This is a genomic window from Streptosporangium becharense (assembly GCF_014204985.1).
GTDB lineage: Bacteria > Actinomycetota > Actinomycetes > Streptosporangiales > Streptosporangiaceae > Streptosporangium > Streptosporangium becharense.
In genome coordinates, this window is record NZ_JACHMP010000002.1 from 15,668 (window position 1) to 37,084 (window position 21,417).

A 21,417-nucleotide genomic window follows, 5' to 3' on the forward strand; every position below is an offset into this window, starting at 1 on the left:
TGGCTGCTCGATCACTCGATCATCTGGCCTTGCTGTTCTTGATCACGTCGTCGATGAACGCGCAGAACAGCTCGAACTCGCGGAGAGGCAGCGCGTCGACGTCAGCCGGGCTCAGGTGGCACAGGTACGCCAGGGCCGGCAGGTAGGTCAGCCGGCGCTTTTCGAGGTCGCCGCCCGATCCCGGGCGCGGCCGGCCTTGGTAGGGCCCGGCTCGTCGATGCGCTCCACCTTGATCGCGGCTAGGTCGATCTCGTACTCGCCGGTCTCGATCTGCGCCCAGCTGACGTCTTTGCCCAGACGGAATTTGAGGTTGATCCAGACGTAGGCGGCGAGCGCGAGGAAGTCGCCGTTCTGCATGCCGGCTTCCAGGTCCTTGGCCGTCAGGCCGGTGGCCTTCTGCAGCGCGATGCCCTCGTGCAGCGCCAGCCGGTTCGGGTCGGTCTCGAAGGTCTCGCCCTGGATCGTCATACGGAAGGCCATGAGGTCTCCTACTGCTTGTTGTCGAGCTCGCGGGCGATCTCGTCCATCGCCGCGAGGATGGTCTTGCGGATGCGGTCGGCGTGCCGCTTGATCGACGGCTCGAACCACGGCTTGCCCTTCTGGGCGTACCAGTGCTTGCGGTTGCCGAACAGCGGGTGTCTCCAGCCCTTCTTGCTGTTGAGGCGCCGCGGCAGGGTCCGCTGATCGGCCGGGAGCTTGCTGCCGTCGACGATGATTCGCACCCCCGCGCGGCGGCCGCCGTCGCGGATGTCGGTCTTGATCGCCGCGGCGATCGTGCGGCGCAGCCCGGACCGGGCCCGGGCCCGGGCGATGGCCCGCTGGTCGGCCGGCTTCCGGGCCCGGCCCAGGTTGTGCTCGGTGCGGGCCGTGCCGCCGCCGCCGTGCGCCCCGGTCACCGGCAGGCTCCGGACTGCGGTCTTGGCGTCGGCCACCGCCGGCCGGGCCGCGTCCCTGATGGTCTTGCGCAGCTTGGCGGCCAGCGTCTTGTCAACGCGCTTCAGGTCCGCTGCGAGCTTGCGCATCTGCTCGGCGCCGGTCACCCGCACATCGGCCACCATGGGCTACAGGGTGGTGTCGGCCGAGATGGACAGCAGTTGCAGCACCGGGTTGGTGCCGTCGGAGTACGCCTCGAACGCCACGTCCATCATCACGATGCCGGGCCCGTCGACCACCGGCGGCGCCTCCTTGAGGATGATCGCCGGGCAGATGAACGACAGCGTGTCCTCCTCGCCGGACGCGCCGATGGGTGCGCCGGTCAGGTCCAGCTGCAGCGCCAGCGCGTCACCGGCCTTGAAGACGTCGTACAGCTCGGCCTGGCTGAACTCGGCCTTGAGGCTGCCGGTGATCGTCGGGATGTCGTTCTCCAGCGGCTCTCGCTTGATGCCGCCGGAGCCGAGGCCGTAGCGCTCGGTCGCCAGCGGCGTGCTGCCCTTGATGCTGATGGAGTTGATGACGGTGGCCACCGCGGTTCCACCGGTCACCGACGTCACGCCGGACGCGGTGGCCACCGTGCCGCCGAGCTTCAGCGCCGCCTGGTGGAACCCGAACTGGTGCGCTGAGGTGTAGGAGGCGGTGGCCAGCGCGGTGGCGGTCGCCTCGTCCATCGCGTCGATGCTCAGCTTGAGGGTGGCGACGTCGTTGTCGCTGAGGCTGAACTCCCACTCGGTGACCTTGCAGCCCCGGTAGGTGAACGGGCGCACCGTGCCGGTGCTGGGCTCGGGCCGGCCGACCTGCATCGTGAAGCCGAGCCCGAGCTTGCCGACGGGGGTGTGGACCTGCCGGTAGGCCGTCGTAGATCCGATCTGCGTTGCGGTCGCCGTCGAGCCGATCATGTGCTTGTACAGCAGGCCCATACCGCGGGTGGCGATCGGCAGCTCCAGGTCCCCACCGGCGGTGACCCTGCTCTTCGTGACCCGGGAGACGCGCTTGTACTTCGTCCCGGCCGCCAGCGTGCTCGGCTCCAGGAACCCCGGGCTGTACTTCATCGACTCCTTGGTGTACTCCAGGAACCGCGTCACCGTGACCGCGGTGCCCACCGTGGTCTCGGCGGCGATGCCTACCTGACTGTCCAGGCCGGTACCGGTGGTCATGACTCCGTGCCTCCCTTGCTCTTCGCGGCCGCGCCGCTCGCACCGGCGGCGCCCGTGCGGGCGGTGCCGCTCAGCTGCCAGGTCTCCTTGGGCCAGGCCCGGATCTGCCCGCCCTGGTCGATGAGGTAGGCGTCGGACAGCTCCTCGAGGAACTGCCCGTCGACGGCGACGACGTCGCCGGCCTGGACCGGCAGCCCGTCGGGGCGGCCCAGGCTCCGGGTGTCGCCGGAGATGTTCGTGAGCGTCAGCTTGGCCACGCGGCCCCCTTTTCTATATGCGGATCTGGGCGGAGACGGTGAACGGCACCCGCGCCTGTGCCCCGGCCCTGGTCTGTTCCTGGTGCAGGCGGCCGCCGGTGATGGCCACCGTGGCTGGCGGGGCGAACCCCGCCCCGACGTCGGCGCGCAGCGCCGCCTCCAGGGCGGCGAAGTGGGTGTAGGCGCGGGTGCGGGCGGCGGCCAGGTCGTCGTCGCCGTCCCACGCGATGAGCACGCAGGTGACCTGGATCGTCTCGGTCTTGACGCCGGCGCCCAGGCCGGTCCAGTCCTGGGCCCAGTCGACGGCCTGGCCGTCGCCGTCGTCGTCGCCGTCCCAGCCGACACAGACCACGTCCTGGCCCGGGTCGGCGGTGACGGCCGGGCCGTCCAGTATCAGGACGTCACCGGGCAGCGCGCCGGTGAACAGGCCGACCAGCCGGTCCAGGAGGGCCGGCACCCGGGAGGACAGGGTCATCAGGCGAGTCCCATCGGTGTGCCGCCGAGCAGCTCCAGCGCCCGGCGGGGAATGGAGTGGCCGAAGCGGGGATCCCAGACCTCGTCGTCTCCGGTGGCGCGCGCCGTGCCCATGGTGCCGCGCTGGGTCTCCCACAGGTGACCGAGGATGATCAACGCGGCCTGGCGGACGTGCGCGGGCACGGCCGCGAGCCCGGCGGTGTAGACGATCGTGATGCGGCCGCGCTCCCAGCGGTAGGTGTATCCGCCCGCCATCCGGTGCAACACGCCGGCGTCGCCGTCCAGCTCGTAGCCCGACCCGGGCACGGTGCCACCGCCGGGCAGCGTGACCGAGGTGATCGACTGCACCGGGCGGCGTGAGAGCAGCAGGGACCGGCGGCCGCCCCAGCACCGGTCGGTGACGGTGACGGGCAGCACGATCCCGGTATGCCGCTCGATCGGGTCGGTCAGCGCGCCGATGAACCGGGCGATCTCCTCATCGTCGGCCGTCCGGGACGGCGGGATGTTGAGATGGGCCTTGGCCTCGGCGAGCGTGACCAGCTCGGCCACTCAGCTGCCCCGCAGCTTGCGGGGGCGCTTCTCACCGGGCGCCGCGGTGGCCGTCTCGACCGGCCCCATCTCGCCTTGCGCTGCCGCGGCCGGGCGGCCCTTGACCAGGGTCGGCTCGGTGTCGAACAGGTCGGGCCGCTCGGCCACCAGCTCGGCCGAGTCGTCCCAGACCTCGCCCCGGACCAACGGTGACTGGCCCTGTGACCAGCGCACCACGCAATCGTGCTTGACGTACACCACGCCCATACCGGGCACCTCCTTACACGCCGGCAGCGCCCGGTACGGCAGCCGGGCGCTGCTGCAGCTGGACTATGCGGGCTTGTTCACCAGCAGGCGGAAGCCGGCGTCGTTGATGGAGTCGGCGCCGACGCGCGCCCAGGCGAACCAGGCCCGCTGACCGGTCGGCAGGGCGAGCGTGCCCGCCGCGTTGAAGACGTGCGGGATCAGCTCGATGGACATGCCCGCGCGCTGGGCGATCAGGTAGTTGGACCAGTCGCCGACCACGGCCAGCTCGGCGGCGCCGACCGCCGCCGGCAGCGGGTCCATGTAGTCGTTGAGGTAGGCGCGGCGGCCCTTGAGGACCATGACGCCCTCCTCGGTGAAGTTCACCGTGAACGCCGAGTTGTTGTTGCTCGCGCCGAGCTGCTGGATCGCGTTGTTGACGTCGGTGGAGGACATCCACGCGCACCGGGCGCCCCGGTAGCGGATCGGCAGAGCGGCCCAGGTGTCGTTGACGTCGCTCGCCGCGATGGCGCCTCCGGCCGCGGTGGTCACCACCGAGGCGCCGCCGGTCAGGGCGGTCACGATGCCGGTCGGCTCGTTGGTGCCGGTCCCGTCGGTGAACTTCTTCACCAGAAGCTCGGAGTAGCCCTCGCCGAGCAGGCGGGCCATCTCGGAGGCGAATCCGGGGTAGTCCTGGTCGACCTCGAGGGAGTAGGGGATGTAGCCGTCGGCGCGGTGAACCGGCACGGTCGGCTGCGCCAGGGTCGGCGAGTTGTCGGAGGCGGCGGCGCCTTCCTGGCGGAACTGCCAGGTCACACCCGCGCTGCTGACGCCCTTCCAGGCGTCGGTGGTGATGGTCTCCACCCGGGCCAGGTTGAAGAAGTCGTTCGGCGAGCCCTGCGCGGTCAAGATGATCGTCGGGTCGATCAGGACCGGCACACCGTACCCGCCGGCGGCGTCGGTGCCGATGGCCATGGCCCGGAACTCCTCATACGCCTGCACCGCCCGGGACTGCTCGGGGGTGAGCACCGGCGTGGTGCGGGAGACCAGGCGCATGAACGCCTGCCGGTAGTGCGGGTGCTCGGTCACCAGCAGCCGGCGGGCCAGCAGCGCCCCGTCGACGTTGTCGTTGCGGGTCTGCAGGAGCCGCTCCAGCCGGGAACGCTGATCGTCGGCCAGGTGCCCAGCCGCGGTGTCGTCGCCGAGCACGGCCCGGGCCCGGTCGCGCAGCTCCGGCGCGGCCATCCGCGTGATGTCGTCGCCGTCGAACGGCACCACGGCCCGGCCGATCTGCGCGGTACGCCAGCGCCGGCGCGACTCGGCCACGCGCTCGAGCCGCTCGGCCTCCTCGACCTGCCCGCGCCGCTCGGCCTCCTCGACCTGCCCACGCAGCTCGGTCTCCTCGGCGTCGAGCGCGTCCCAGCGGGTCTGCTGGTCCTCGGCCAGGGCCGCATCTCCGGCGGCCTCGTCGATGCTGCGGCGCTCGGCCTCGATCTCAGCGAGCCGGGCGCGCATCTCCTCCAGCGTCGTCATCGTGACGCTCCTTCCTTCAGGTACGGGTAGCGACGCCAGCGGCGTTCGCGTGGCGTCAGTCCGCCCGAGTGGCGCGCGGCCGGCTCGCCGGATGGTGCGGGCGCGGCTCCCACCGCGGGCGCAGTGCCGATCAGCGGCTGCACGTCGCGGGGAGTGCGAAGTCGTTGGACGCGGGCCTCCAGGTCGGCGACCCGGACGGGGTCGCGGTCACGGAGCCGCGCGTAGAAGTCGTCCGTCATCGAGCGGATCCCGGCGGTGGCCTCGGGGTTCGCGGGCCAGGTGACCGGCCCGAACTCCAGCAGCCGGACCTCCTTGATGGTGCGCTCCGGCAGGCCCTCGGGGTTGTGCTCGGACCGGTCGGGCGCATCGTTCCACTCGTCCTTGATGACGCGGAACATGAACGATGAGCCGTAGGCGCCGGCCTCGATCCCAGGCAGCAGGTCCCGGTTGTAGGAGGTGTCGAACAGGGGCACGTCGCCGGCCGCCGCGTCCGGGTCCTCCCGGAGGTTCTCGGCCAGGCCGAGGACCTTGTCCCCGATCTGCGGGTCACCGCCGTGGTTGAACAACACCTTCACCCGGCTGCCGGACTCGGCGATGGTCTTGGAGAACGCGCCCCGCTCGGTGCGCTCCAGGAACCGGCCCTCCCAGTGACTGTTGATCTCATACCAGGTGCTGAACGGCGAGAACCGAACCGTCATCGTCGGCATCTGGCGCTCGGCCTGGTCGTCATCGGCGCGCGTCACCCGTACGGCCCCCGCGGCGGCCCGGACGATGTCCAGCTCGCGCAACGTCTCCATTACTCCTCCTGATCCGCCCCGTCGTGGACATCGCCCGGTCCGCTCGCCGGCGCCGCCGCGGTGTTCGGCTCGTTGCCCCACGGCACCGGCGGGAGATCCTCGGTGCCGCGCACCTCGTTGACCGTCTTCCACCGGTTGCGCAGGGCGATCTCATGTGCCTGGTAGCGGGTCAGCGTCGTGGACTGCAGCAGCGCATCCCGGTTCAGCCGCGCGTACTGGCCGCGCGGGAGCATCGCCGTCAGCACCCGGTCCACGCGGCGCAGCCACCGGTTCAGCGCGTACACCAGCAGGTGCGTGGCCCGGGATTCGACGTTGGAGTACGTCATCGACCCGCCGGATTCGTATCCGAGGACCTCGGCGATGCCGGGGCCGAAGATCCGCGCGCATTCGGCGCTGGTGAACTGGTTGGACTCCAGGAACTGCGACTCCTCCGGCGCAATCTGGATCTGCTGGTAGTTCCAGCCACGGCCCAGCACCACCGGCTCACGGGTGCCGCGCACCGCGGCCAGGAACCGCTCCTTGGCGGTGCGCGCCTGATCGGGGTCCAGGTCGGCCTCGGTGTTGGTCAGCATCCCGCCCGGGTGCGCGCCGTCGGTGAACCACTGCCGGCCGAACCGGGTGATCGCGATTCCGAGTCCGATCGTGCTCGCGTGGTGCTCGATCGGGGACATGCCCAGCACGATCCCAGGCATCGGGTAGCACCGCCGGAAGAACAGCTGCTCCGGTGGGATCTCGCGGCCGCGGTAGGCGAAGACCGGTAGGTCGTCACGCAGCCAGGCGCTGATCGCGTCCGGGTGCAGCAGCTCGACCGCCGTCGGGAAGTCCCCGCGCACATGCCGGTCGCGCACGATGCCGACCGCGTTGCCGCGCAGCAGCCAGCTCATCAGGAGCTGGAAGATCCAGTCCTCCACGCCCTGGCCGTCGGCGCCGGGATCCTGCAGCCAGGACGGAACCGGTAGCTCGGTGCGGTCGGCGCCCGTGCCGCGGAACACGTCGATCGGCAGCTCCGACCCCAGGGAGGCGATCAGGTCGACCGATGACCAGACCGCGACCTTCTGCAGGCTCGTCTCAGCGCGGGACAGGTCGACCTGGTCGAACTGCGAGCTGGTGATGATCGGCGGCAGGAACCTGCGCTCGGCGGGCGGGGCGGCCCGGCGGCCCCAGAACACGCCCATCAGCGCACCCGCTCGCACACGATGACCGTGCCGCCCCGCTCGAACCGGACCGGCCGGTAGGCGACCTGATCGGCGATCACCAGGTTCCCCTCGTCGTCGACGTCAACGTGGCCGGCGCCGACACCGGCCAGGAACTCGCAGGCGAACGCCGCCACGACGGGCGCCTGAAGGATCCGCACCGGTTCGCCCTCACGGGCCTGCACGGTCACCGCGTCGTACGTCTGCACTACGACCTCCGATCCAGCAGCAGCAGGAACGTGCCGGCGGCCAGCAGCCCCAGGGGCCGATAGATCAGCGCCAGCCCGGCACAGACGCACGCCGCCCCGGCCAGGCCGGGCAGCCACCTGCACGCCTCGCCGAGGCGTCGCACGACGCCGCCGGCGAGGTCGGCGGCCTTGAGCCAGTCCATCCGCCGGCCTCCCTGGTCAGTAGATGTTGGCGAGCGGGTCATAGTCGGTGGTGACCAGGTGCGCCCTGGTCTCATACGCCCACCGCGCGGTCGTCGCCACGACCAGCGGGGAGATGTCCGCGGTGGAGATCCGCCGGCCCCAAGCCCAGGCGTCGCCGAGCGGGCGGGTCTTGGCGCCGGTGATGGCGGTCGTCAGCTCGTCTTGGCCGATGTGGCGCAGCGTCCCTTGCGTGACGGCGTCAGCGAACTGCCCACAGGATGCCGCGACCTCAGAGGCGGTCGGGATCGCCAGGTCGCCCCGCTTGGGCCTGTCGGGGTCCTCCGGGCGGCAGATCCCCTTCTTCTCCAAGTCCACCAGCAGCGAACCGGCCGGGCCCTTGGCGTCCACGCCGATCGCCACCGGATCCCACCGCTGCCGCAGCTCGGCCAGCCGCCCCACCAACCAGTCAGTACCGGGCCGCCGATCCACGATCTCGACATGCCCCAGCCCGTCGGCGCGCAGCCCGTACACGCCGATGCATGCGCTGTCCCGCGACGGGGTGACGTCGACGGCGAACGCCACCGGCCCCTCGCGCCGCGAGTCGGGGTCGGTCAGGGCCTGCCATACGCCGATCTCCAGGACGCTCGGCCCGGCCGCCGCCCGGGGCAGCCACACGCCGAGCCGCTCGACGGGGAATGCCTCGCCGAGCCCGGACGGCTTGGCCTCGTCCTCAACGGTTTCCTCGGTGATCCGGACGCCGAGCGCCGGGTTGCACGCGTACCACAGATCGCGGTCGGTCGCCGCGCGGCGCCGGTCGGCCGGGTCGTCCAGGTCCAGATCGGCGCCCCAGTCGAAATGCGCCAGCCGCTCGGCGCCGGCCTCGCCGTCGGCGCGCAGCCCGTACACCCACGCGGCCGGGTCGTCCGGCGGGGTGCCGAAGAACCACTCCTGCGGGTTCGGCCGGGCGCTGAGCGTCGGCAGCGTGGCGGCCCGATGCTGCGCGGTCAGCTCCTGGGCCTCGTCCAGGACGTTCTTGTCACCGCTGAACCCGCGGCCGCTGCCCTTCGACCGGGCGATGAAGCGCAGCCGGGCGCCGCCCGCCGCGCGGGTCAGCTCGATGCCCTGCTCGCCGTTGGCCTGCCAATACCGGTTGACCCGCCGGTCCAGGTCCGGCGTCTGCTCGCACAGGCCCTTGATCCGCAGGAACGCCTCTTGGGCGGTCTTGTACTCGTGGGCGGAGTGCAAGATGAGCTTCTCGCCGAGCAGGAACAGCCAGGCGAGCTCCAGCGCTTCGATGATGCCGCCCTTGCCGTTCTGCCTCGGCACCCACACGCTGACCTTGGTTGCCGCCCACCGGCCGTCGGCCTGCTCGCCCAGGCCGTGCGTCAGGACGTACTGCTGCCACGGGTCGAGGATCAGCCCGGCGGACGCGGCCAGCTCGATCACCTCGGGCGCGGCCGAGGTGGCGTAGGCCGGCCATCTACCGACTCGCGGCGTCTGCGCGCCGCGCCGCACGCCGAGCGGTGAGGTCGTCAACGGTGCTTGCCTCCTTCCCGCCCGCAAGCGCGTCAAGGTCGGCGATCACCGCACGCAGTTCCTTGGCGATCACCGCGGCGTCCCGGCCGGCCGCCCGGTGCAGCTCCCGGGCGAGCTTGTCGCGGATCGCCTCCAGGCTCGCGCGCCGGTCGCCCTCGGCGATGACCGTGGAAACCTGCCGTCTCATCCAAGATCACCCCCGTAATGCTCCGCGGAGAGAGATGCGGGAGAGGGTGGCATTGGGGTCACCCACCCGCCACCCAAAAAAGCCCTGACCTGCACAAACGCCGCGAGCGGTGGAAATGTTGGAACGGCCGGGCTGGTGCCTGGTCGTGCTCGTTCACCACGCTTCGGACGTCCGCACCGGTCGACCGGCCTGCCCTGTCCGGTTGCCCCGGCGGCTGTTGCATCGCATGTGCGCCGGGCGCAGCAGCCGGATATCGCGTTCGGCGCCACCGAGGCTGATCGGGTCGACGTGATCGGCCGTCCAGCTCATCGGGTGCTTGGCCGGTAGGGACTTGTCGATGGGGTGTCCGCACAGCCAGCACACGTCACTGCCCGGGCTGGAGCGCAGCCTGTTCCACACGCGCCGCCAGGGGCGCCCGGCCCTCCCCTTGCTTCTGGCCATGGTCACCCCCTCGGGCACGGGCGAGCGGCAGCCCATACCGCCCGCCCGCTTCCCCGCCTCCCGTACAAGCCCATCCCCACAGGCCCCGGACATGCGAAAGCCCCGCGCGATGGCGGGGCCTCCTGGCTGCGGACATAGTGATCTCCGCAGAACTTCAGCGTGACAGGATATGATCGTCTCCGCAAGTGCGCAGGTCAGCGCCGCTCTCGGAGGGTCTCATCCGCGAGTGAGGCCAGCACGGCCGCGGCCGCAGAGATCTCCTGCAGATGGTCGGGCGGCAGGGTGGCCAGGGCCTTGCGCGCGGCTTCCAGGTCCCCGCGGTAGGCCCATCCCATGGCGCCCTGGGCGGCCAGGATGCGGCTCATCTGGTTGAACCCTTTGCCGAGCTCAGCGGCGGTGTTCTGCAGGGCCTTCTGCAGGTCCTTGGCCCACTCGGGCTGCTCGGGTGTCTGGTCGGTCATGCTGGGATCCTCTCGTGTCGCGCGGGGGGTCGTCTCATGGTCGGCGGCGCCACTTCTCCAGCACCTGGATGGCCTGCCCAGGCAGGTAGATCCGCCCGGGCGGGAGCAACGCGTTGGCGATCTCGTCGGCGTAGCGCAGGGGATCGGCCGTGCCGATGGCCCAGGTACGCATGTCGAGGGCAAGGTCAGCTACACGGGCCAGGGCCTGCTCGGCACGCTCGGCGCGGGCACGGAGCTGGGCGAGCTCATCGGATGGTGAACGGTGGGGGGTGGGCATGGGGCGACCTTCCGTGTTCCGGGGCGGGGCGTGTTCTCCCGGGTTACCATGAGGGGACTCCTCCGGGAGTTTTCAACCTGTGGGACCGGCGAGGCTTCCGATTTAGAACCCTTCGGGGTTCCGCCTCGCCGGTCCTTCGTGCTGTACGGGCGGGGGCCGCCCCGGGCCGGGTGCCCGGGGCGGCGGGGTGGCTCAGTCCTCGGAGGGCCTGAGCCGGGTCTCGGCGATGTCCGCGAGGTTCTTGAGACGGAGCAGCCCGTAGGCCATCGTCTCCAGGCGCCACTCGTCGGGGCCGAGGGCGTCAGCCATCACGCCGAGGTCGCGGACGGTCAGCCACTCCAGGAGCAGCTTGTCCATGACCCCTGCCAGGACGCGCTCCAGCGGGAGGTCCCGCATAGCGATCCTGGCCCGGTCGATGGCGACGGCGGCCAGGGGGCCGCTCCAGTTCTCGTCCTTGATCGAGGGGATCCCGATCGGGAGGGGCAGCCAGCCCAACAGCTTGCCGATGCGGGTGTATGCCCCCAGGAGCGCGATGCTCAGTTCGTCGAGCTGGTCGTGGTTGTCCACTGTTTTCTCCTCTGTTGAGTTTTCAACCTGGCTGTCGGTTCGGGTTTCCGACTCCCTTGCCGACACCTGAAACTATACCGCAGTTCTGTCCCGGACGGAAGATCGCCGAGCGGCGAATCCACGGATTTCTCACCACCCGATTCCGGCAACAAGGGGCGGCATCCCGCTTCCCGCAGGGGCAGAACTGCGGTATAGTTTCAGGTGTTGGGAGGGCGTCGGAAACCCGCCCAGCACGAAGGTTGAAAACTCAAGAGAGGAGCCCAGATGGGTGCAACCACTCATCACCGCACCAGCGTCGTGATCCGGCTCGCCGGACAGCACGACACCTTGGTGGAGGCCGGGGAGGAGATCATCCGGGTAGCCATCCCCGGTGCGATGATCACCATCACGGACTGGACGGCCGCCTGGTCGATCTGGAAGACCTGGCGAGAGGCCAACAGCGCGATCCCCAAGCTCTTCCCCAGCGGAGAGCAGGCACCGGCCTACCGGGCACACCCGGACTCCCTGGTTCTCGCGTCCGTCGCCTACAAGGCAGCCGTCAAGGGGCGCGACATCCAGGGCAAGACCCCAAGGCACAGCCCCAGCGGGTGCGGTGAGCTGAAGGTTCGGCTGGAGTCTCTGGTCATCATCTGCGATGACCGGGATGCAGCCGAGACGCAGGTTGCCACCTGGGCCCGGATGTACGACCTCGCACAGAGCGAGGTCTGGCCGGGCAGGCTGGCCGAGCGGTAACCAGCCGGGGGCGGTCCACAGGGCCGCCCCCCTTCGGGCCGCCGTCCACAGAACGCGGTTCGGGCTCCTCTCTGATGCGGCCAGGCGCCCAAGCTGAAGGCCGCGTACCGAAAGGAAGTGCTCATGTTCGAGATCCGAGACGACCTCGGTCACCGGCTCGGCCAGGTGCCGACCTTTGAACGAGCGGAGGAGTTGCTGGAGGACCTGTGCCGCGCGGCGCACGCCCAGGCCGTCGCCCACGGCGAGGGGACGAGCGACCTGTGGCACCGGTTCACGGTCACCGACACGACCACCGGCGAACAGGTCGCGTTCCGCAGCTACAACCCCGACCCGGACAGGCCGTATGAGCCGCTGAACCAGGAGGACCGATGATCCCGCACGGCAGAGAGGCGATCGACGCCAAGGGTGTTGCCGAGGCGCTCGGGATGGCCTACAAGACGTTCCGCAACAAGGGGGGTGCCGAACACTTCGGTCTGCAGCCGTTCGTACCGGGCCGTCGTAAGCCGCTGTACGACCGCGCCCAGGTCGAGGCCGTACGGGACGGTCGGGTGCTGCCGACGTGGTCGATCGGCACACGGCAGCACCCGGACGATCTGCTGGACGAACAGGATGTCGCCGAGGCGCTCGGCATCACCTACGCGGCGGTTCGCAAGGACCGGTCAGCTGGCCGGTTGCCTGGCTGGGTCGACGTGTGCGGGGTGGCCCACATCAAGCGGGCCGCTCTGCGACTGGTGATCGCTTCACGTCCGGGCCGGGGGGTCGGCGGGGGACGGCCACGCAAGGCTACAGACGCGGATCGTCAAGCAGGGTGAAGCCGTCGGCGTCGCCGTCGCTGAGCGTCTGGACGGTGAAGGCCCTACCGGGCAGCTCGTTCGCGGGCAGCCCGGCCTGAGCGGCGATACGCGAGGCCGACACCCGCAGCGGCGCGGCCGCCGGGTGGCGCGGGGTGATGAGCTCGGCGACGTCGCCAACGGTGATCAGGACGCGAACGGTAGTCATGGAGTCCATTCTTTCTGTGAGTGGGCAAGGGGTTGGTCAGGCAGCGCGGGGCGGGCTCGGCCGGGCGGCCCGGATCCGCCGGCACGTCTGATGCCGGCACCGGGCGCAGGCCGGGCCGGCCAGGTCGACGGCCTCCAGGCCCTCCAGCAGGGCCAGGACGTCGCCGACCCGGTACAGCGGATGGTGATGGTCGCCGCGGCCGCGCGAGAGGAGTAGGCCGCGCTGGGCCCACTGCCGGACCCGCTCGGGGGTGACCGGGCGGTCCAGGCGGGTCAGGGCCCGGGCGATCTCGGCCGCGGTGCCCAGCACTCCCTCGGCCTCGCGCAGCAGCCACGCGCGACGGGCCCGGACGTCGGTGATGGCGCCGCACCGGCACTGCACCAGCCGGGCGCCGGGGCGCGCGTACAGGTCGGTCATGCAGGTGCGGCCGTCGTCGCCGCGGTGGGAGCACGGCCCGCAGTAGACGAGCTCGGCGCCGCGGCCGCGGTCAATCGCGTTCCGCGCGTGGCGGATCGCGGCGCCGAGTTCGTCGACGGCTTCCCCGCCGGCCGGGTGCCGGCGAAGGTCTGGGATCCGGTCGGCGAGCCAGGCGGCCATCGCCGGCAGCGTGTTCTTCGGCAGGATCCGCGTGGTGATCCACGCGCACGACCCGTGCCCGCACCGGCTCGGGCAGGCCGGGCCGACCGGCTGGCCGTGCCGGTCCAGGACGCGCACCCACCCGGCCAGCGCCGAGCGGAGTACGGCGATGGCCTCGGCGGCCGCTTCGCCGTAGCCCAGCGGAGTCTCGGCGCCGCGGCGGCCGCCGCCGCCGAGCCGGGCCTGGCGGGCCAGCGCGGTGTCGAGCTCGGCGGCCAGGCCGTCGGCGTCGGCCACCTCGGCGAGGTGCTGGTGTAGCTCGGCGCCGCAGCTGACGCACGCCGCGGCGCCGTCCGGGGACGGGCGGCTGCAGCCGGGCACCTCGCACAGCGGGTAGGTCACTGGCGGTCCAGGGTCCTTGTCGTGTTGGTGATGTCGGGGACGAAGGCGCCGCGGCGGCCGCCGCGGCGGTGGGTGTCGCAGGCGCGCACCCACCCGGCGGGTGTCCAGCGCCAGCCGGTCGCCGGGCGGCACCCGTAGGCGCACGGCTCGGCCGGGGCGGGCGCCGGTGGTGCCGGCCGGTCAGTCATGGTCGATCCTCACCACGCCGTGCTGCGCGGCCAGGAAGTCGGCGCTGGTTGCGGCGGCCGCCGCGGTGGCGGCCAGCTCGCTGTGCGCCGGGCCGTGCTGAGCGGTCAGGTGCGCCAGTTCGTGCTCGGCCAGGGCGGCGGGCAGGTCCCAGATCATGATGACCACGCTCCCGTCGGGCTGCTCGATCCCCACCGCGACCGTGCCGAGGCGCTCGGCGCCGTCTGCGGCGGGCGTGGCCGGTCGCTCCAGGGTGGGGTGGGCGTTATCCACGGTCGGCCTCCGGGTCGTCGTCGGGGAAGTCGGGGATGTCGAAGGGGTGGCGCAGCAGGTCGCGCTGCTGCTGCCACCACGCGCGGAGCCTGGTGATCACAAGGTCCTCCTCAGCGGGTACGGCGGTCCGGCCGAGGCAGCCGGGCCGGGTGATGGGAACGGGCGGTGAACGTGGCCAGGCCGGGCAGCTGGGAGGCGGGCGGGGCCGGGCGGCAGCCGGGCGAGGTGGCCACGTGCGGCATGAGCCGGTCTTCGTAGGACAGCAGCGGCATGGCCTCGCGGCCGGCCAGGGAGCGTGACCGCCACGTGCCCGCGCCGTCGCGCCAGACCGCCGCGTTGCCCGCGGCGTTCGGGATCGGGTCGACGGCCAGGCGGCGGCCGCGGCCGGTGGTCGTCACCAGGACGGCCCGACGGCACCACGGGCACGGTTCCAGGTCGTTCTCGGTGGGGATCATGCCTCCTCCGGGGTCAGTGGCTGCGGGTCGTGGTCGCCGTACAGCGGCGGCATCGGTAGGTCGAGCGCCAGTTGCGGCGGCTGATCTCCTCCCAGCGGTGAAGGCACAACAGGCGCCTGATGATCAACAGTACGCGGCACATTCGAGCGTCCGTTCGAGTTCGTAGGCGAGTGGGTCAGGCAGGCCGTCGACGGGGCCGGGTTCGCGGACGCTCATCGGCGCGCTCGCATCTTGGATCGGATCTCCGCGAGTCGGGCGCGCGTCGCGGCGATCTCCTGGGCGGTCGCGGGCGCGGCCGGGTCGGCCGGGGCCGGGGCCGGGTCGGCGATCGTGGTCGACGGCGGCCGCCACGCCGCGGCCACTCGGTTGGGCTCGGAGGTCAGCAGCAGCCGGTCCAGGCGCCAGCGAGCGATGGCGGCCGGGTGGTCGCCGTCGTGCACACCGGCCAGAGTCCGGCTCAGTTGCGCGGTGTCGTAGCCCTGCATCAGCAGGGACAGGACCCGCGGGGCGAGGTAGAACGGGAGCCCAGCCCGGGCCAGCACGCCCAGGGCCATGTCGCCGTGCCGGGGCGGGTACTGCTCGGCCAGGGTCAGCACCTGGGCCGGGGTCAGCCACAGATCACCCTGTTCCGTCGGTGCCGGTAAAGGGGGCAACCGGGCAAGATTCCGCAGTTCCGCGACGGTGGCCACCACCGAGGGCTTGTGCTCTGGGGAGGACGACGCGAAGGGGTTAACTGGTTCTATGTGGCCGTTTCGCTGAGATGTTGCGACCTGGGACTCCGCCGCATCACCGCAGGTCGGGACATGTGCGGATTCTGCGGAGGTGTTGACCCGCCCGGCGGCCAGGGCAGCGTCCAGCAGCGCCCACGCCGCATGCTCGGCGGGCAGGGTGCCGGGGGTGTCGGTGACGACGATCAGGTGCTGCCAGCGGCCCCGGCCGAGCGACCGGCGGGCCTGCATCAGGTGACCCGCCTCGGCGAGCTCGGCGTGGTCGCGGCGCAGCTGGCCGACGGTCAGGCCGTAGCCGGCGGCGAGCTCGGCCCGGCCGATGCCCGGTGCGGGCGGGCAGGCGAGGTAGCGGAACAGCAGGCCGAGCGCGGCCGTGCTCAGCGTGGCGGCGCGGGTCAGCGCGTCGACCGGGTCGCCGTGCGCGTGCGCCAGGACGAACGTCCCGGTGATCGTGGAGACCTCCAGGATCCTGGTGGCCATCAGTGATTGTCCTTCGCTGTGGTGGTGACGGGGCCCGGGGCGGGGGCGGTATGTCGGGCCAGCCAGGCGGCCGCGCGTGCCCGGGTGCGGTCGCTGGCGGTGCCGCGGGCCATCTGCCGCAGTGCGTTCTCGGTCAGGTCGGCCTGGAGGGCGACCTGCCACCACGGAATGCGCGGGACGCAGCGCCGCCGGAGCTCATCGATCGCCGCGTGCAGCTGCTGGGGCGTCGGCTGGGACATCAGACCTCCCAGACGACGCCGGGAGCCGGTACGGGCTCAGGGGCGGCAGGGGCGACGGTGAGGGCGGCGGCGGCCGCGGCCGTGACGAGTACGGCGACGGCCACGCACAGGGCACACAGAGGCCACCGGAACGCCACGGCCAGCACACCGGCGGCCGCGGCCGCAACGGCGACGACCGCGAACAGGCCGAGCATCACCACGGCCACCACCGGCGGCGGGCCGCGGTGCGGCGGCGGATCGCGGCCAGGCCGTCGGCGACGGGCAGCCGGTCGACGACCGCCCGGTGCGTGATCAGCGTGGCCTCGGTGACCGGGTCGACCGGCGGGAGGGGATCGGGCGCGGCAAGGAGGGCCAGCCGCGCTCGCCACCCTCCCGCCGACCGCGGGACGGCCAGCGGGAGGAATCGATGAGGCATCGTCACGTCCAGGCGTCCGCGCGGGGCGGCCAGCCGTCGGCGCCCCGGCCGTCGGCCTGGCGGGCTGGGACGAGGACGCCGAGGGCCGAGGCGAGCAGCCGGTGAGCGGCGCCCGGGCGCGCGGGCGCGCGGTGGCGGCCGGTCACTGCTCGGCCGCCGGCCGGTGAGGGTCCGGCACCACCTCGGCCGCGGGCGCCGCAGGGGTCACGGCGTACACGTAGGGCCGCACCACCGAGCGCTGCCCGGCCTCGGCGATGGCGGTCACGCTGGGCGGCACCGGCACCGCGCTCGCCACGGCGAGCTCGGGCGCGGCCACGGGCTGGGACTGGGCCACCGGCTCGAAGGGGCCGCGCGACAGCGGGTCGGCGGCCTCCGGCGGTGCGGCCGCGGCGAGCGCCGGTTCCGGGCTGGGCTGGCTGGGGTGGGCGGCCATGACTCGCTGCCGGTCCATGTCGTCCCAGCGGGCCAGCTGGTGGCCGACCGCGTTGTACAGCGCCAGCAGCTCCTCGCGGCTGTCACACCAGATGGTGCGCCGGTCGGGCCGGTCGACCGGGTTGCCGAAGCAGATCGCGGCCCGGCGGTGGTCGCCGATCTGCTCGATCGGGCCGAGGGTGGGCCACCCCAGGCGGCTGGTGTAGATCTCGTCGATGTAGCTCATCGGGTTTCCTTCGGGACGTCGCCGAGGGGCGGGGGTTGTAGGGCGTGCCACGCGATGTGGTGCTGGCGCTCGGCCTCGGCGACCGGGCGGGACCGGTGGGCGTGGCCACGCCACCGGCACCCGGACGTCCGGCACACCGGCCGGATCCAGGCGCCGGCGACCAAGAGCAGGGCAACGACGACCCGGGGGGCGGCCGGGGGGCGGCCCATCAGGTGCCGTCCGCAGGCGCGGTGACCTCGGCCCAGTTCCTGCCTTCGGCGAGCGCGGCCCGTAGCTGCGCGGTGGTGACGTACCCGGTCACCGGCACCGTGGCGAGCTGCTCACGCAGGTACGCCGCCTCGCGGGCCGGGCTCGTCAGCGGGTTCGTCATCGCCTCCAGGGCGATGACCGCGTACATGCAGCGGTGCTCGACCAGGTCCGCACGGACGGCCGCGCCGCCCGAGGTCGCGGCGTGCGGGACGTCGAGCGCTTCGCGCACCGTGGTCAGCAGGTCGAGCAGCTCGGCGATCTCGGTGCGAGCCGTCTCGTAGGCGGTGGCGAGCATGAGAGCCTCGGCCCGGTCGATCGGACTGCCGTCGGGCGTGCTCCGGATGCGTGCGGCCATCGCGGCCACCGTGTCGGGGTGCCCGCGCCGACCGGGGCTGTCAGATGTGAGCGGTACGGTCATGTCTGGGAGCTCTTTCGGGGTAGGCGGGTCGCTCTCCCGGTGCGCAGGCACCGGGAGAGTCCTCGTTTCATGGGGCGTGAACTGACTGCGGTGCGCTCCGCGTCGGCCGCGGCTGGTGCATAGCCGGGCCCTGCGCCCTTCGGAAGGTCAAGCCGTGTTGCCGGTGATCGGCTAGTTCGCTCGGCGAAATTCCGCGAACCGGCCGCTCTCCCGCGATTTCAGCGGCGTCACCGTTTGCGATGCGGGCGCGGAGGCGGCGCGCGTGCGTGAGGTTTCGCTACTCGACGTGGTGGGTTTCGGCTCGCTTGAGGCATCGCCGCCGCGAGCGAAGTAGTCGATGACGTGAGCAATCTGCGCGTCGGTCCACAGAAGCTTGCGGCCGGCGTAGGTCGCCTGAACGAGCTTGGCAGCGGCGAGACGCTTGAAGGTGTATCGGCTGATACGGCCACCGGTACGCGCGGAAGCTTCCGCGCTGTTGTAGAGCGGGTAGGCCGGCGTGCTGTCGACGCTTCTTGTCCCGCCTCGGGGCATCTGACAGTTGCGGCACGTGGTGCGATGGGGCTCGTTCTTCGCCTGGCAGTCGCCGCATATCCACATGGGTTCACGGGGAGGGTGCGGGCTCATGCGTCTGTCTCTTCCGGCATGAGGTCGCTGACCTTGCAGTTCAGCGAGACGGCAAGCTGCTTCAGCTTCTCCGGGGAAGCGCTGGCCAGCCCCTTCTCCAGTCGCCACAGGTAGCTCTTGGCGATCCCGGCTTTGCGCGCGAGGGCCTGCCCGTTCATGCCTGCTGCGATGCGCCTATGCCGGATCCTTTCGGGATCTTGGTTCAGTCGGCGTTTCTCCATGCACGAGAAACTACAGGGAACAGCAGGGAACCGCAATGCGGTTTCCTGCTGTTTGTCGCAGTAAGTATCTGATGGCCAGCTTGCCATATGCCGACAGGCTCAGTTGGATATGGTTCTCTCTAGTTCCCTGAAGAACTAGGCGAGGGCGAGCATGAGTCCACAGGCAGGCAGTCCGCCCGAGGCGGATCTGATCCGACTGGCCCGCAAGGCCCGCGGCATGACAGCGAAGGAGGCCGCGGATCGAACGCCGATCCGTCTCAGCGAGTCACGCTGGTATCACATTGAGAGAGGGTGGGAGAGCAAGACGAAGCCAGTCAAGGCCCCTCCGAACACCCTGGCCCACATGGCGCGGGTGGTGGGCGTCTCTCCGGAACGGCTGGCCGAGGCCGGCCGTGAGGATGCGGCGGAGATACTGCGCGAGATCCTTCGCCTTGAACAGCAGGAGCCGGCCAGCCTGGACGCGCCAGACGACACGTCGAGCGCTGTAGATGTGATGGACGTGCAGACTGATCATGGTTTGGTGATGATCCCGGTCCCCTTCGACATGCCAGAGGCTCAACGCGAGGAACTGCGCCAGTGGGGGATCAAGATGGCGCGGTACTACATGGAGCAAAGTCAAGGCACGGAAAAGCCCGAGTGAGCTAACCGCAAAGCTATAGTTTCGTCGCCTACTGCACATATGTCCCATTACGGGCGTGTTTCAACGGTGACGAATCACTCACATGGTGCAAGGGTGTCCTTTCCATCCTTTATTGACCCCCTGGGTGTACGTACGTAGCACCACCCTGCACCGCCTGAGAGGCACCACCATGCACCACACCGTGCTGTACATCGCCGAAGCCCCGCACCGCCTTCACGGGCGGCCTGCTGCTCTCTTCCTCACAGATTCGCTTATGCAGGTCTCCATGGACCGCGAGCAAATCGAAAAGCGCATTTTCGGAATCATGAAAGTAGTCGCCGCAACCGTCGTCGGGAACCTCACGCTTCGCGACACGCCGTCCGATGAACCGTGGGGGCGGACGACGTTGCGCTTCGCCGAGGCCGACGACCCGCAGATCATGATTCCCACCATTACCGCATCCGGACTTGAATTGCCGGTCCCCCGCCATCTCATCACCGTGGATCTTGCGCGTGCGTTGGAGGGGCTCACGGACAAGTCGATGCGCTTCTACAACCCCCCTACCCTCTAGGAGAATCACGGTGGCCTACCCCGAGAAGCGAGGCAACCGCTGGCGGGTCCACTTCAAGCGCCCCGACGGCACCTGGACCAGCTCCAGTCGTGACGAGCACGGCCAGCCCTTCCTCACCAAGGATGCCGCGCAGTCGTACGGTGACGCCCAGGAGCTCGACATCCGGCGCGGTATCTGGCGGGATCCGACCCTCGGGCAGATGACCCTGCAGGCGTGGATCGACCGCTGGTGGCCCGCCCAAGACGTCGCCCTGGGTACACGTCGCAACTACCGCTATGTGATCGAGACGTTCGTCTTGCCGACCTTCGGCCGCCGGGCCCTGGCCAGCATCACCCCCGTTGAAGTCGCCAGCTGGGAACGCTCCATCCTCACGGCCGGCTACGCGGTCAACGTGGCCACCAACGCCCGCGCCCGGCTCATCACGATCCTCGGGGACGCCGTCGCAGATGGACTGATCCAGGCCAACCCGGCACTCCGGCCGCGGAAGCGCGGCCGGAAGCGGGCCGTCGGCGGGCGCGGCATCGAGAAGATCTGGCCCACCCCCTTCCAGGTACTGCTGATCGCCGAGCGGGCCGCGCTCGTCTCCGGACGCGATGAGGAGTTCGTCCCACCGATCGCGATGGGGTGGACCGGGATGCGGTGGGGCGAGTGGGTCGGGTTGGACCGGGCGCACCTGCGCCTGGGGAGCATCCGGGTGGACTGGCAGCTGTACGAGGACGCCGGCCGGTTCTACCGGCTGCAGCCCAAGGACGACTCGCGGCGGACGATCGACCTACCGCCGTTCCTCGCCTCCTTGCTGTCGTGGATGGTGCAGGAACACCCGGACCGGCGGTGCCAGTGCGCCGGCGGGCCGCCGGCCGAGGGCGGCGGAGAGACACCGTGCCCAGGAGGGCAGCCATACCTGTGGCTCGGCGGTGGTCGGATCCGGAAGAAGGGGCCGAAGGAGCGGCAGGAGACAGTCGTCGAGACAGGTCACCCGCGGGCGAGCAACTACCTGCGCCGCATCTGGGATCCGGCCGTCGACGGGGCACACCCGAAGGATGGGGCTCGCCGTCCGCCGATGCCGGTACTCGTCGACGTCGCCGACGCGCTGTGGCCGGGGGCGCCGCGGGCGCCGTGGCCGATGGCGAAACCAGGTGAGGAGTTTGTGGTGCCGCGGGGTCATGGGGTTCCGGTGTACGACATCGAGCGCAACCATCTCGCGTCGTGGCTGCCGATCCTGCAGGGTCTCACCCCACACGGGTTGCGGCATGGGCACAAGACGTGGATGGCGGAGGACGGGATCCCGGAGATCCTGCAGGCGGACCGGATGGGGCACGCCGTGCCGGGGATGCGTGGCGTGTACACGCACGTGTCTCCCGCGATGCGGGAGGCCCTTCTGGGCGCGTTACAGGCTCGCTGGGAGAAGGCCCTCGCGCAGCGGGCCGCGCTCTCCTTACGATCGCCTGTTCCGATTCTCGACCACCTGTTGGAGCCGTTCCGGACGGGCCGCCTGAAGGTGATCTCCCAACCGTCTCCCAAACGATCAGAAGGCCCTATCCGGATGATCACCGGATAGGGCCTCTGAACTGCGAGCCGACGAGGGGAATCGAACCCCTGACCTACAGTTTACAAGAC

Annotated in this window: 37 protein-coding genes; 6 read left to right on the forward strand and 31 right to left on the reverse strand. The window is 71.0% G+C overall.

The features are described 5' to 3' along the window. Positions 1-147: 147 nt before the first annotated feature. The 18 genes from F4562_RS33815 to F4562_RS33900 form a co-directional block, all read right to left on the reverse strand. Positions 148-480 (reverse strand): hypothetical protein, encoded by a 333-nt coding sequence (locus F4562_RS33815; protein ID WP_184538062.1) that lies wholly within the window; start codon positions 478-480, stop codon positions 148-150. Between the two features lie 8 nt (positions 481-488). Continuing rightward, complete coding sequence (locus F4562_RS33820) at positions 489-1,058, reverse strand: hypothetical protein (RefSeq protein WP_184538060.1); 570 nt, start codon at positions 1,056-1,058, stop codon at positions 489-491. A gap of 3 nt (positions 1,059-1,061) precedes the next feature. Next, a complete protein-coding gene (locus F4562_RS33825; protein WP_184538058.1) occupies positions 1,062-2,090 on the reverse strand; it encodes a phage tail tube protein in 1,029 nt (342 codons plus the stop codon). Continuing rightward, the gene (locus tag F4562_RS33830; protein ID WP_184538056.1) at positions 2,087-2,347 is read right to left on the reverse strand and encodes a hypothetical protein; all 261 of its coding nucleotides are present in this window, start codon (positions 2,345-2,347) and stop codon (positions 2,087-2,089) included. The genes F4562_RS33825 and F4562_RS33830 overlap by 4 nt, the downstream gene beginning before the upstream one ends. 13 nt (positions 2,348-2,360) lie before the next feature. Further along, the gene (locus F4562_RS33835) at positions 2,361-2,822 is read right to left on the reverse strand and encodes a hypothetical protein (RefSeq protein ID WP_184538055.1); all 462 of its coding nucleotides are present in this window, start codon (positions 2,820-2,822) and stop codon (positions 2,361-2,363) included. Further along, a complete protein-coding gene (locus F4562_RS33840) occupies positions 2,822-3,370 on the reverse strand; it encodes a head-tail connector protein (protein WP_184538053.1) in 549 nt (182 codons plus the stop codon). Before F4562_RS33840 ends, F4562_RS33835 begins: the two co-directional genes overlap by 1 nt. Further along, a complete protein-coding gene (locus F4562_RS33845) occupies positions 3,371-3,616 on the reverse strand; it encodes a hypothetical protein (protein WP_184538051.1) in 246 nt (81 codons plus the stop codon). Between the two features lie 63 nt (positions 3,617-3,679). Then, positions 3,680-5,125 carry a phage major capsid protein gene (locus F4562_RS33850; protein WP_184538049.1) on the reverse strand — a complete coding sequence of 482 codons (1,446 nt, stop codon included), beginning with the start codon at positions 5,123-5,125 and terminating at the stop codon, positions 3,680-3,682. Beyond that, a complete protein-coding gene (locus F4562_RS33855) occupies positions 5,122-5,922 on the reverse strand; it encodes an HK97 family phage prohead protease (protein WP_184538047.1) in 801 nt (266 codons plus the stop codon). The genes F4562_RS33850 and F4562_RS33855 overlap by 4 nt, the downstream gene beginning before the upstream one ends. Further along, on the reverse strand, positions 5,922-7,115 hold the full coding sequence (locus tag F4562_RS33860) for a phage portal protein (protein WP_184538045.1): 1,194 nt from the start codon (positions 7,113-7,115) through the stop codon (positions 5,922-5,924). Before F4562_RS33860 ends, F4562_RS33855 begins: the two co-directional genes overlap by 1 nt. Next, a complete protein-coding gene (locus tag F4562_RS33865) occupies positions 7,097-7,324 on the reverse strand; it encodes a hypothetical protein (RefSeq protein ID WP_184538043.1) in 228 nt (75 codons plus the stop codon). The genes F4562_RS33860 and F4562_RS33865 overlap by 19 nt, the downstream gene beginning before the upstream one ends. Further along, the gene (locus tag F4562_RS33870) at positions 7,324-7,506 is read right to left on the reverse strand and encodes a hypothetical protein (RefSeq protein WP_184538041.1); all 183 of its coding nucleotides are present in this window, start codon (positions 7,504-7,506) and stop codon (positions 7,324-7,326) included. The genes F4562_RS33865 and F4562_RS33870 overlap by 1 nt, the downstream gene beginning before the upstream one ends. A gap of 16 nt (positions 7,507-7,522) precedes the next feature. Next, a complete protein-coding gene (locus tag F4562_RS33875; protein WP_184538039.1) occupies positions 7,523-9,022 on the reverse strand; it encodes a terminase large subunit domain-containing protein in 1,500 nt (499 codons plus the stop codon). After that, positions 8,967-9,209, reverse strand: coding sequence for a hypothetical protein (locus tag F4562_RS33880; RefSeq protein WP_184538038.1), 243 nt, complete (start codon positions 9,207-9,209; stop codon positions 8,967-8,969). The genes F4562_RS33875 and F4562_RS33880 overlap by 56 nt, the downstream gene beginning before the upstream one ends. 153 nt (positions 9,210-9,362) lie before the next feature. Beyond that, positions 9,363-9,650, reverse strand: coding sequence for an HNH endonuclease (locus F4562_RS33885; protein WP_221206112.1), 288 nt, complete (start codon positions 9,648-9,650; stop codon positions 9,363-9,365). Between the two features lie 194 nt (positions 9,651-9,844). Further along, the gene (locus F4562_RS33890; protein WP_184538036.1) at positions 9,845-10,111 is read right to left on the reverse strand and encodes a hypothetical protein; all 267 of its coding nucleotides are present in this window, start codon (positions 10,109-10,111) and stop codon (positions 9,845-9,847) included. A gap of 34 nt (positions 10,112-10,145) precedes the next feature. Next, positions 10,146-10,388, reverse strand: a complete 243-nt coding sequence (locus F4562_RS33895) for a hypothetical protein (protein ID WP_184538034.1) — start codon at positions 10,386-10,388, stop codon at positions 10,146-10,148. Between the two features lie 192 nt (positions 10,389-10,580). Next, positions 10,581-10,955 carry a hypothetical protein gene (locus F4562_RS33900; RefSeq protein WP_184538033.1) on the reverse strand — a complete coding sequence of 125 codons (375 nt, stop codon included), beginning with the start codon at positions 10,953-10,955 and terminating at the stop codon, positions 10,581-10,583. A 264-nt stretch (positions 10,956-11,219) separates the two neighbouring features. On the opposite strand from F4562_RS33900, the gene F4562_RS33905 reads away from it, so the two are divergent. From F4562_RS33905 to F4562_RS34385, 3 genes are all read left to right on the forward strand, one after another. Next, a complete protein-coding gene (locus tag F4562_RS33905) occupies positions 11,220-11,687 on the forward strand; it encodes a hypothetical protein (RefSeq protein WP_184538031.1) in 468 nt (155 codons plus the stop codon). Positions 11,688-11,810: 123 nt separating this feature from the next. Next, on the forward strand, positions 11,811-12,059 hold the full coding sequence (locus F4562_RS33910) for a hypothetical protein (RefSeq protein ID WP_184538029.1): 249 nt from the start codon (positions 11,811-11,813) through the stop codon (positions 12,057-12,059). Next, entirely contained in the window at positions 12,056-12,499 is a 444-nt protein-coding gene (locus F4562_RS34385; protein ID WP_221206111.1) for a hypothetical protein, read from the forward strand. The genes F4562_RS33910 and F4562_RS34385 overlap by 4 nt, the downstream gene beginning before the upstream one ends. On the opposite strand, the gene F4562_RS33920 is transcribed toward F4562_RS34385, so the two are convergent. From F4562_RS33920 to F4562_RS33980, 13 genes are all read right to left on the reverse strand, one after another. After that, positions 12,471-12,686: a hypothetical protein gene (locus F4562_RS33920; RefSeq protein WP_184538027.1), complete on the reverse strand. Its 216-nt coding sequence runs from the start codon at positions 12,684-12,686 to the stop codon at positions 12,471-12,473. The two genes, F4562_RS34385 and F4562_RS33920, sit on opposite strands and share 29 nt — an antisense overlap. Before the next feature lie 36 nt (positions 12,687-12,722). Further along, positions 12,723-13,664: a hypothetical protein gene (locus tag F4562_RS33925; protein ID WP_184538025.1), complete on the reverse strand. Its 942-nt coding sequence runs from the start codon at positions 13,662-13,664 to the stop codon at positions 12,723-12,725. Then, a complete protein-coding gene (locus F4562_RS33930) occupies positions 13,661-13,852 on the reverse strand; it encodes a hypothetical protein (RefSeq protein WP_184538023.1) in 192 nt (63 codons plus the stop codon). Before F4562_RS33930 ends, F4562_RS33925 begins: the two co-directional genes overlap by 4 nt. Next, entirely contained in the window at positions 13,845-14,123 is a 279-nt protein-coding gene (locus F4562_RS33935; RefSeq protein WP_184538021.1) for a hypothetical protein, read from the reverse strand. Before F4562_RS33935 ends, F4562_RS33930 begins: the two co-directional genes overlap by 8 nt. Positions 14,124-14,233: 110 nt before the next feature. Next, entirely contained in the window at positions 14,234-14,578 is a 345-nt protein-coding gene (locus F4562_RS33940) for a hypothetical protein (RefSeq protein WP_184538019.1), read from the reverse strand. Between the two features lie 212 nt (positions 14,579-14,790). Continuing rightward, a complete protein-coding gene (locus F4562_RS33945; protein ID WP_184538017.1) occupies positions 14,791-15,786 on the reverse strand; it encodes a hypothetical protein in 996 nt (331 codons plus the stop codon). Continuing rightward, complete coding sequence (locus tag F4562_RS33950) at positions 15,786-16,025, reverse strand: hypothetical protein (protein WP_184538015.1); 240 nt, start codon at positions 16,023-16,025, stop codon at positions 15,786-15,788. Before F4562_RS33950 ends, F4562_RS33945 begins: the two co-directional genes overlap by 1 nt. Then, a complete protein-coding gene (locus F4562_RS33955; RefSeq protein ID WP_184538013.1) occupies positions 16,025-16,225 on the reverse strand; it encodes a hypothetical protein in 201 nt (66 codons plus the stop codon). Before F4562_RS33955 ends, F4562_RS33950 begins: the two co-directional genes overlap by 1 nt. Beyond that, complete coding sequence (locus F4562_RS33960; protein ID WP_184538011.1) at positions 16,219-16,440, reverse strand: hypothetical protein; 222 nt, start codon at positions 16,438-16,440, stop codon at positions 16,219-16,221. Before F4562_RS33960 ends, F4562_RS33955 begins: the two co-directional genes overlap by 7 nt. Before the next feature lie 142 nt (positions 16,441-16,582). After that, entirely contained in the window at positions 16,583-17,098 is a 516-nt protein-coding gene (locus F4562_RS33965) for a hypothetical protein (RefSeq protein WP_184538010.1), read from the reverse strand. 208 nt (positions 17,099-17,306) lie between these two features. Beyond that, positions 17,307-17,702 carry a hypothetical protein gene (locus tag F4562_RS33970; RefSeq protein WP_184538008.1) on the reverse strand — a complete coding sequence of 132 codons (396 nt, stop codon included), beginning with the start codon at positions 17,700-17,702 and terminating at the stop codon, positions 17,307-17,309. A 234-nt stretch (positions 17,703-17,936) separates the two neighbouring features. Further along, a complete protein-coding gene (locus F4562_RS33975) occupies positions 17,937-18,389 on the reverse strand; it encodes a zinc finger Ran-binding domain-containing protein (RefSeq protein ID WP_184538006.1) in 453 nt (150 codons plus the stop codon). Next, positions 18,386-18,610 (reverse strand): helix-turn-helix domain-containing protein, encoded by a 225-nt coding sequence (locus tag F4562_RS33980; protein ID WP_184538004.1) that lies wholly within the window; start codon positions 18,608-18,610, stop codon positions 18,386-18,388. Before F4562_RS33980 ends, F4562_RS33975 begins: the two co-directional genes overlap by 4 nt. Before the next feature lie 151 nt (positions 18,611-18,761). Here F4562_RS33980 and F4562_RS33985 point away from each other — a divergent pair, with 151 nt between their 5' ends. The 3 genes from F4562_RS33985 to F4562_RS33995 all read left to right on the forward strand — a co-directional run bounded on the left by F4562_RS33985 (position 18,762) and on the right by F4562_RS33995 (position 21,358). After that, positions 18,762-19,250, forward strand: a complete 489-nt coding sequence (locus F4562_RS33985; RefSeq protein WP_184538002.1) for a helix-turn-helix domain-containing protein — start codon at positions 18,762-18,764, stop codon at positions 19,248-19,250. 169 nt (positions 19,251-19,419) lie between these two features. Next, the gene (locus F4562_RS33990) at positions 19,420-19,800 is read left to right on the forward strand and encodes a hypothetical protein (protein ID WP_184538000.1); all 381 of its coding nucleotides are present in this window, start codon (positions 19,420-19,422) and stop codon (positions 19,798-19,800) included. 10 nt (positions 19,801-19,810) lie between these two features. Beyond that, a complete protein-coding gene (locus tag F4562_RS33995; protein WP_184537998.1) occupies positions 19,811-21,358 on the forward strand; it encodes a tyrosine-type recombinase/integrase in 1,548 nt (515 codons plus the stop codon). Positions 21,359-21,417 lie beyond the last annotated feature (59 nt).

Bases quoted from the DNA above. Each gene is read 5' to 3' on its own strand.
- F4562_RS33815 (WP_184538062.1), bottom strand. From the start codon at position 480: ATGGCCTTCCGTATGACGATCCAGGGCGAGACCTTCGAGACCGACCCG.
- F4562_RS33820 (WP_184538060.1), bottom strand. From the start codon at position 1,058: ATGGTGGCCGATGTGCGGGTGACCGGCGCCGAGCAGATGCGCAAGCTC.
- F4562_RS33825 (WP_184538058.1), bottom strand. From the start codon at position 2,090: ATGACCACCGGTACCGGCCTGGACAGTCAGGTAGGCATCGCCGCCGAG.
- F4562_RS33835 (WP_184538055.1), bottom strand. From the start codon at position 2,822: ATGACCCTGTCCTCCCGGGTGCCGGCCCTCCTGGACCGGCTGGTCGGC.
- F4562_RS33845 (WP_184538051.1), bottom strand. From the start codon at position 3,616: ATGGGCGTGGTGTACGTCAAGCACGATTGCGTGGTGCGCTGGTCACAG.
- F4562_RS33850 (WP_184538049.1), bottom strand. From the start codon at position 5,125: ATGACGACGCTGGAGGAGATGCGCGCCCGGCTCGCTGAGATCGAGGCC.
- F4562_RS33855 (WP_184538047.1), bottom strand. From the start codon at position 5,922: ATGGAGACGTTGCGCGAGCTGGACATCGTCCGGGCCGCCGCGGGGGCC.
- F4562_RS33870 (WP_184538041.1), bottom strand. From the start codon at position 7,506: ATGGACTGGCTCAAGGCCGCCGACCTCGCCGGCGGCGTCGTGCGACGC.
- F4562_RS33880 (WP_184538038.1), bottom strand. From the start codon at position 9,209: ATGAGACGGCAGGTTTCCACGGTCATCGCCGAGGGCGACCGGCGCGCG.
- F4562_RS33885 (WP_221206112.1), bottom strand. From the start codon at position 9,650: ATGGCCAGAAGCAAGGGGAGGGCCGGGCGCCCCTGGCGGCGCGTGTGG.
- F4562_RS33890 (WP_184538036.1), bottom strand. From the start codon at position 10,111: ATGACCGACCAGACACCCGAGCAGCCCGAGTGGGCCAAGGACCTGCAG.
- F4562_RS33895 (WP_184538034.1), bottom strand. From the start codon at position 10,388: ATGCCCACCCCCCACCGTTCACCATCCGATGAGCTCGCCCAGCTCCGT.
- F4562_RS33905 (WP_184538031.1), top strand. From the start codon at position 11,220: ATGGGTGCAACCACTCATCACCGCACCAGCGTCGTGATCCGGCTCGCC.
- F4562_RS33910 (WP_184538029.1), top strand. From the start codon at position 11,811: ATGTTCGAGATCCGAGACGACCTCGGTCACCGGCTCGGCCAGGTGCCG.
- F4562_RS34385 (WP_221206111.1), top strand. From the start codon at position 12,056: ATGATCCCGCACGGCAGAGAGGCGATCGACGCCAAGGGTGTTGCCGAG.
- F4562_RS33920 (WP_184538027.1), bottom strand. From the start codon at position 12,686: ATGACTACCGTTCGCGTCCTGATCACCGTTGGCGACGTCGCCGAGCTC.
- F4562_RS33930 (WP_184538023.1), bottom strand. From the start codon at position 13,852: ATGACTGACCGGCCGGCACCACCGGCGCCCGCCCCGGCCGAGCCGTGC.
- F4562_RS33940 (WP_184538019.1), bottom strand. From the start codon at position 14,578: ATGATCCCCACCGAGAACGACCTGGAACCGTGCCCGTGGTGCCGTCGG.
- F4562_RS33945 (WP_184538017.1), bottom strand. From the start codon at position 15,786: ATGGCCACCAGGATCCTGGAGGTCTCCACGATCACCGGGACGTTCGTC.
- F4562_RS33950 (WP_184538015.1), bottom strand. From the start codon at position 16,025: ATGTCCCAGCCGACGCCCCAGCAGCTGCACGCGGCGATCGATGAGCTC.
- F4562_RS33960 (WP_184538011.1), bottom strand. From the start codon at position 16,440: ATGCCTCATCGATTCCTCCCGCTGGCCGTCCCGCGGTCGGCGGGAGGG.
- F4562_RS33965 (WP_184538010.1), bottom strand. From the start codon at position 17,098: ATGAGCTACATCGACGAGATCTACACCAGCCGCCTGGGGTGGCCCACC.
- F4562_RS33970 (WP_184538008.1), bottom strand. From the start codon at position 17,702: ATGGCCGCACGCATCCGGAGCACGCCCGACGGCAGTCCGATCGACCGG.
- F4562_RS33975 (WP_184538006.1), bottom strand. From the start codon at position 18,389: ATGAGCCCGCACCCTCCCCGTGAACCCATGTGGATATGCGGCGACTGC.
- F4562_RS33980 (WP_184538004.1), bottom strand. From the start codon at position 18,610: ATGGAGAAACGCCGACTGAACCAAGATCCCGAAAGGATCCGGCATAGG.
- F4562_RS33985 (WP_184538002.1), top strand. From the start codon at position 18,762: ATGAGTCCACAGGCAGGCAGTCCGCCCGAGGCGGATCTGATCCGACTG.
- F4562_RS33990 (WP_184538000.1), top strand. From the start codon at position 19,420: ATGCACCACACCGTGCTGTACATCGCCGAAGCCCCGCACCGCCTTCAC.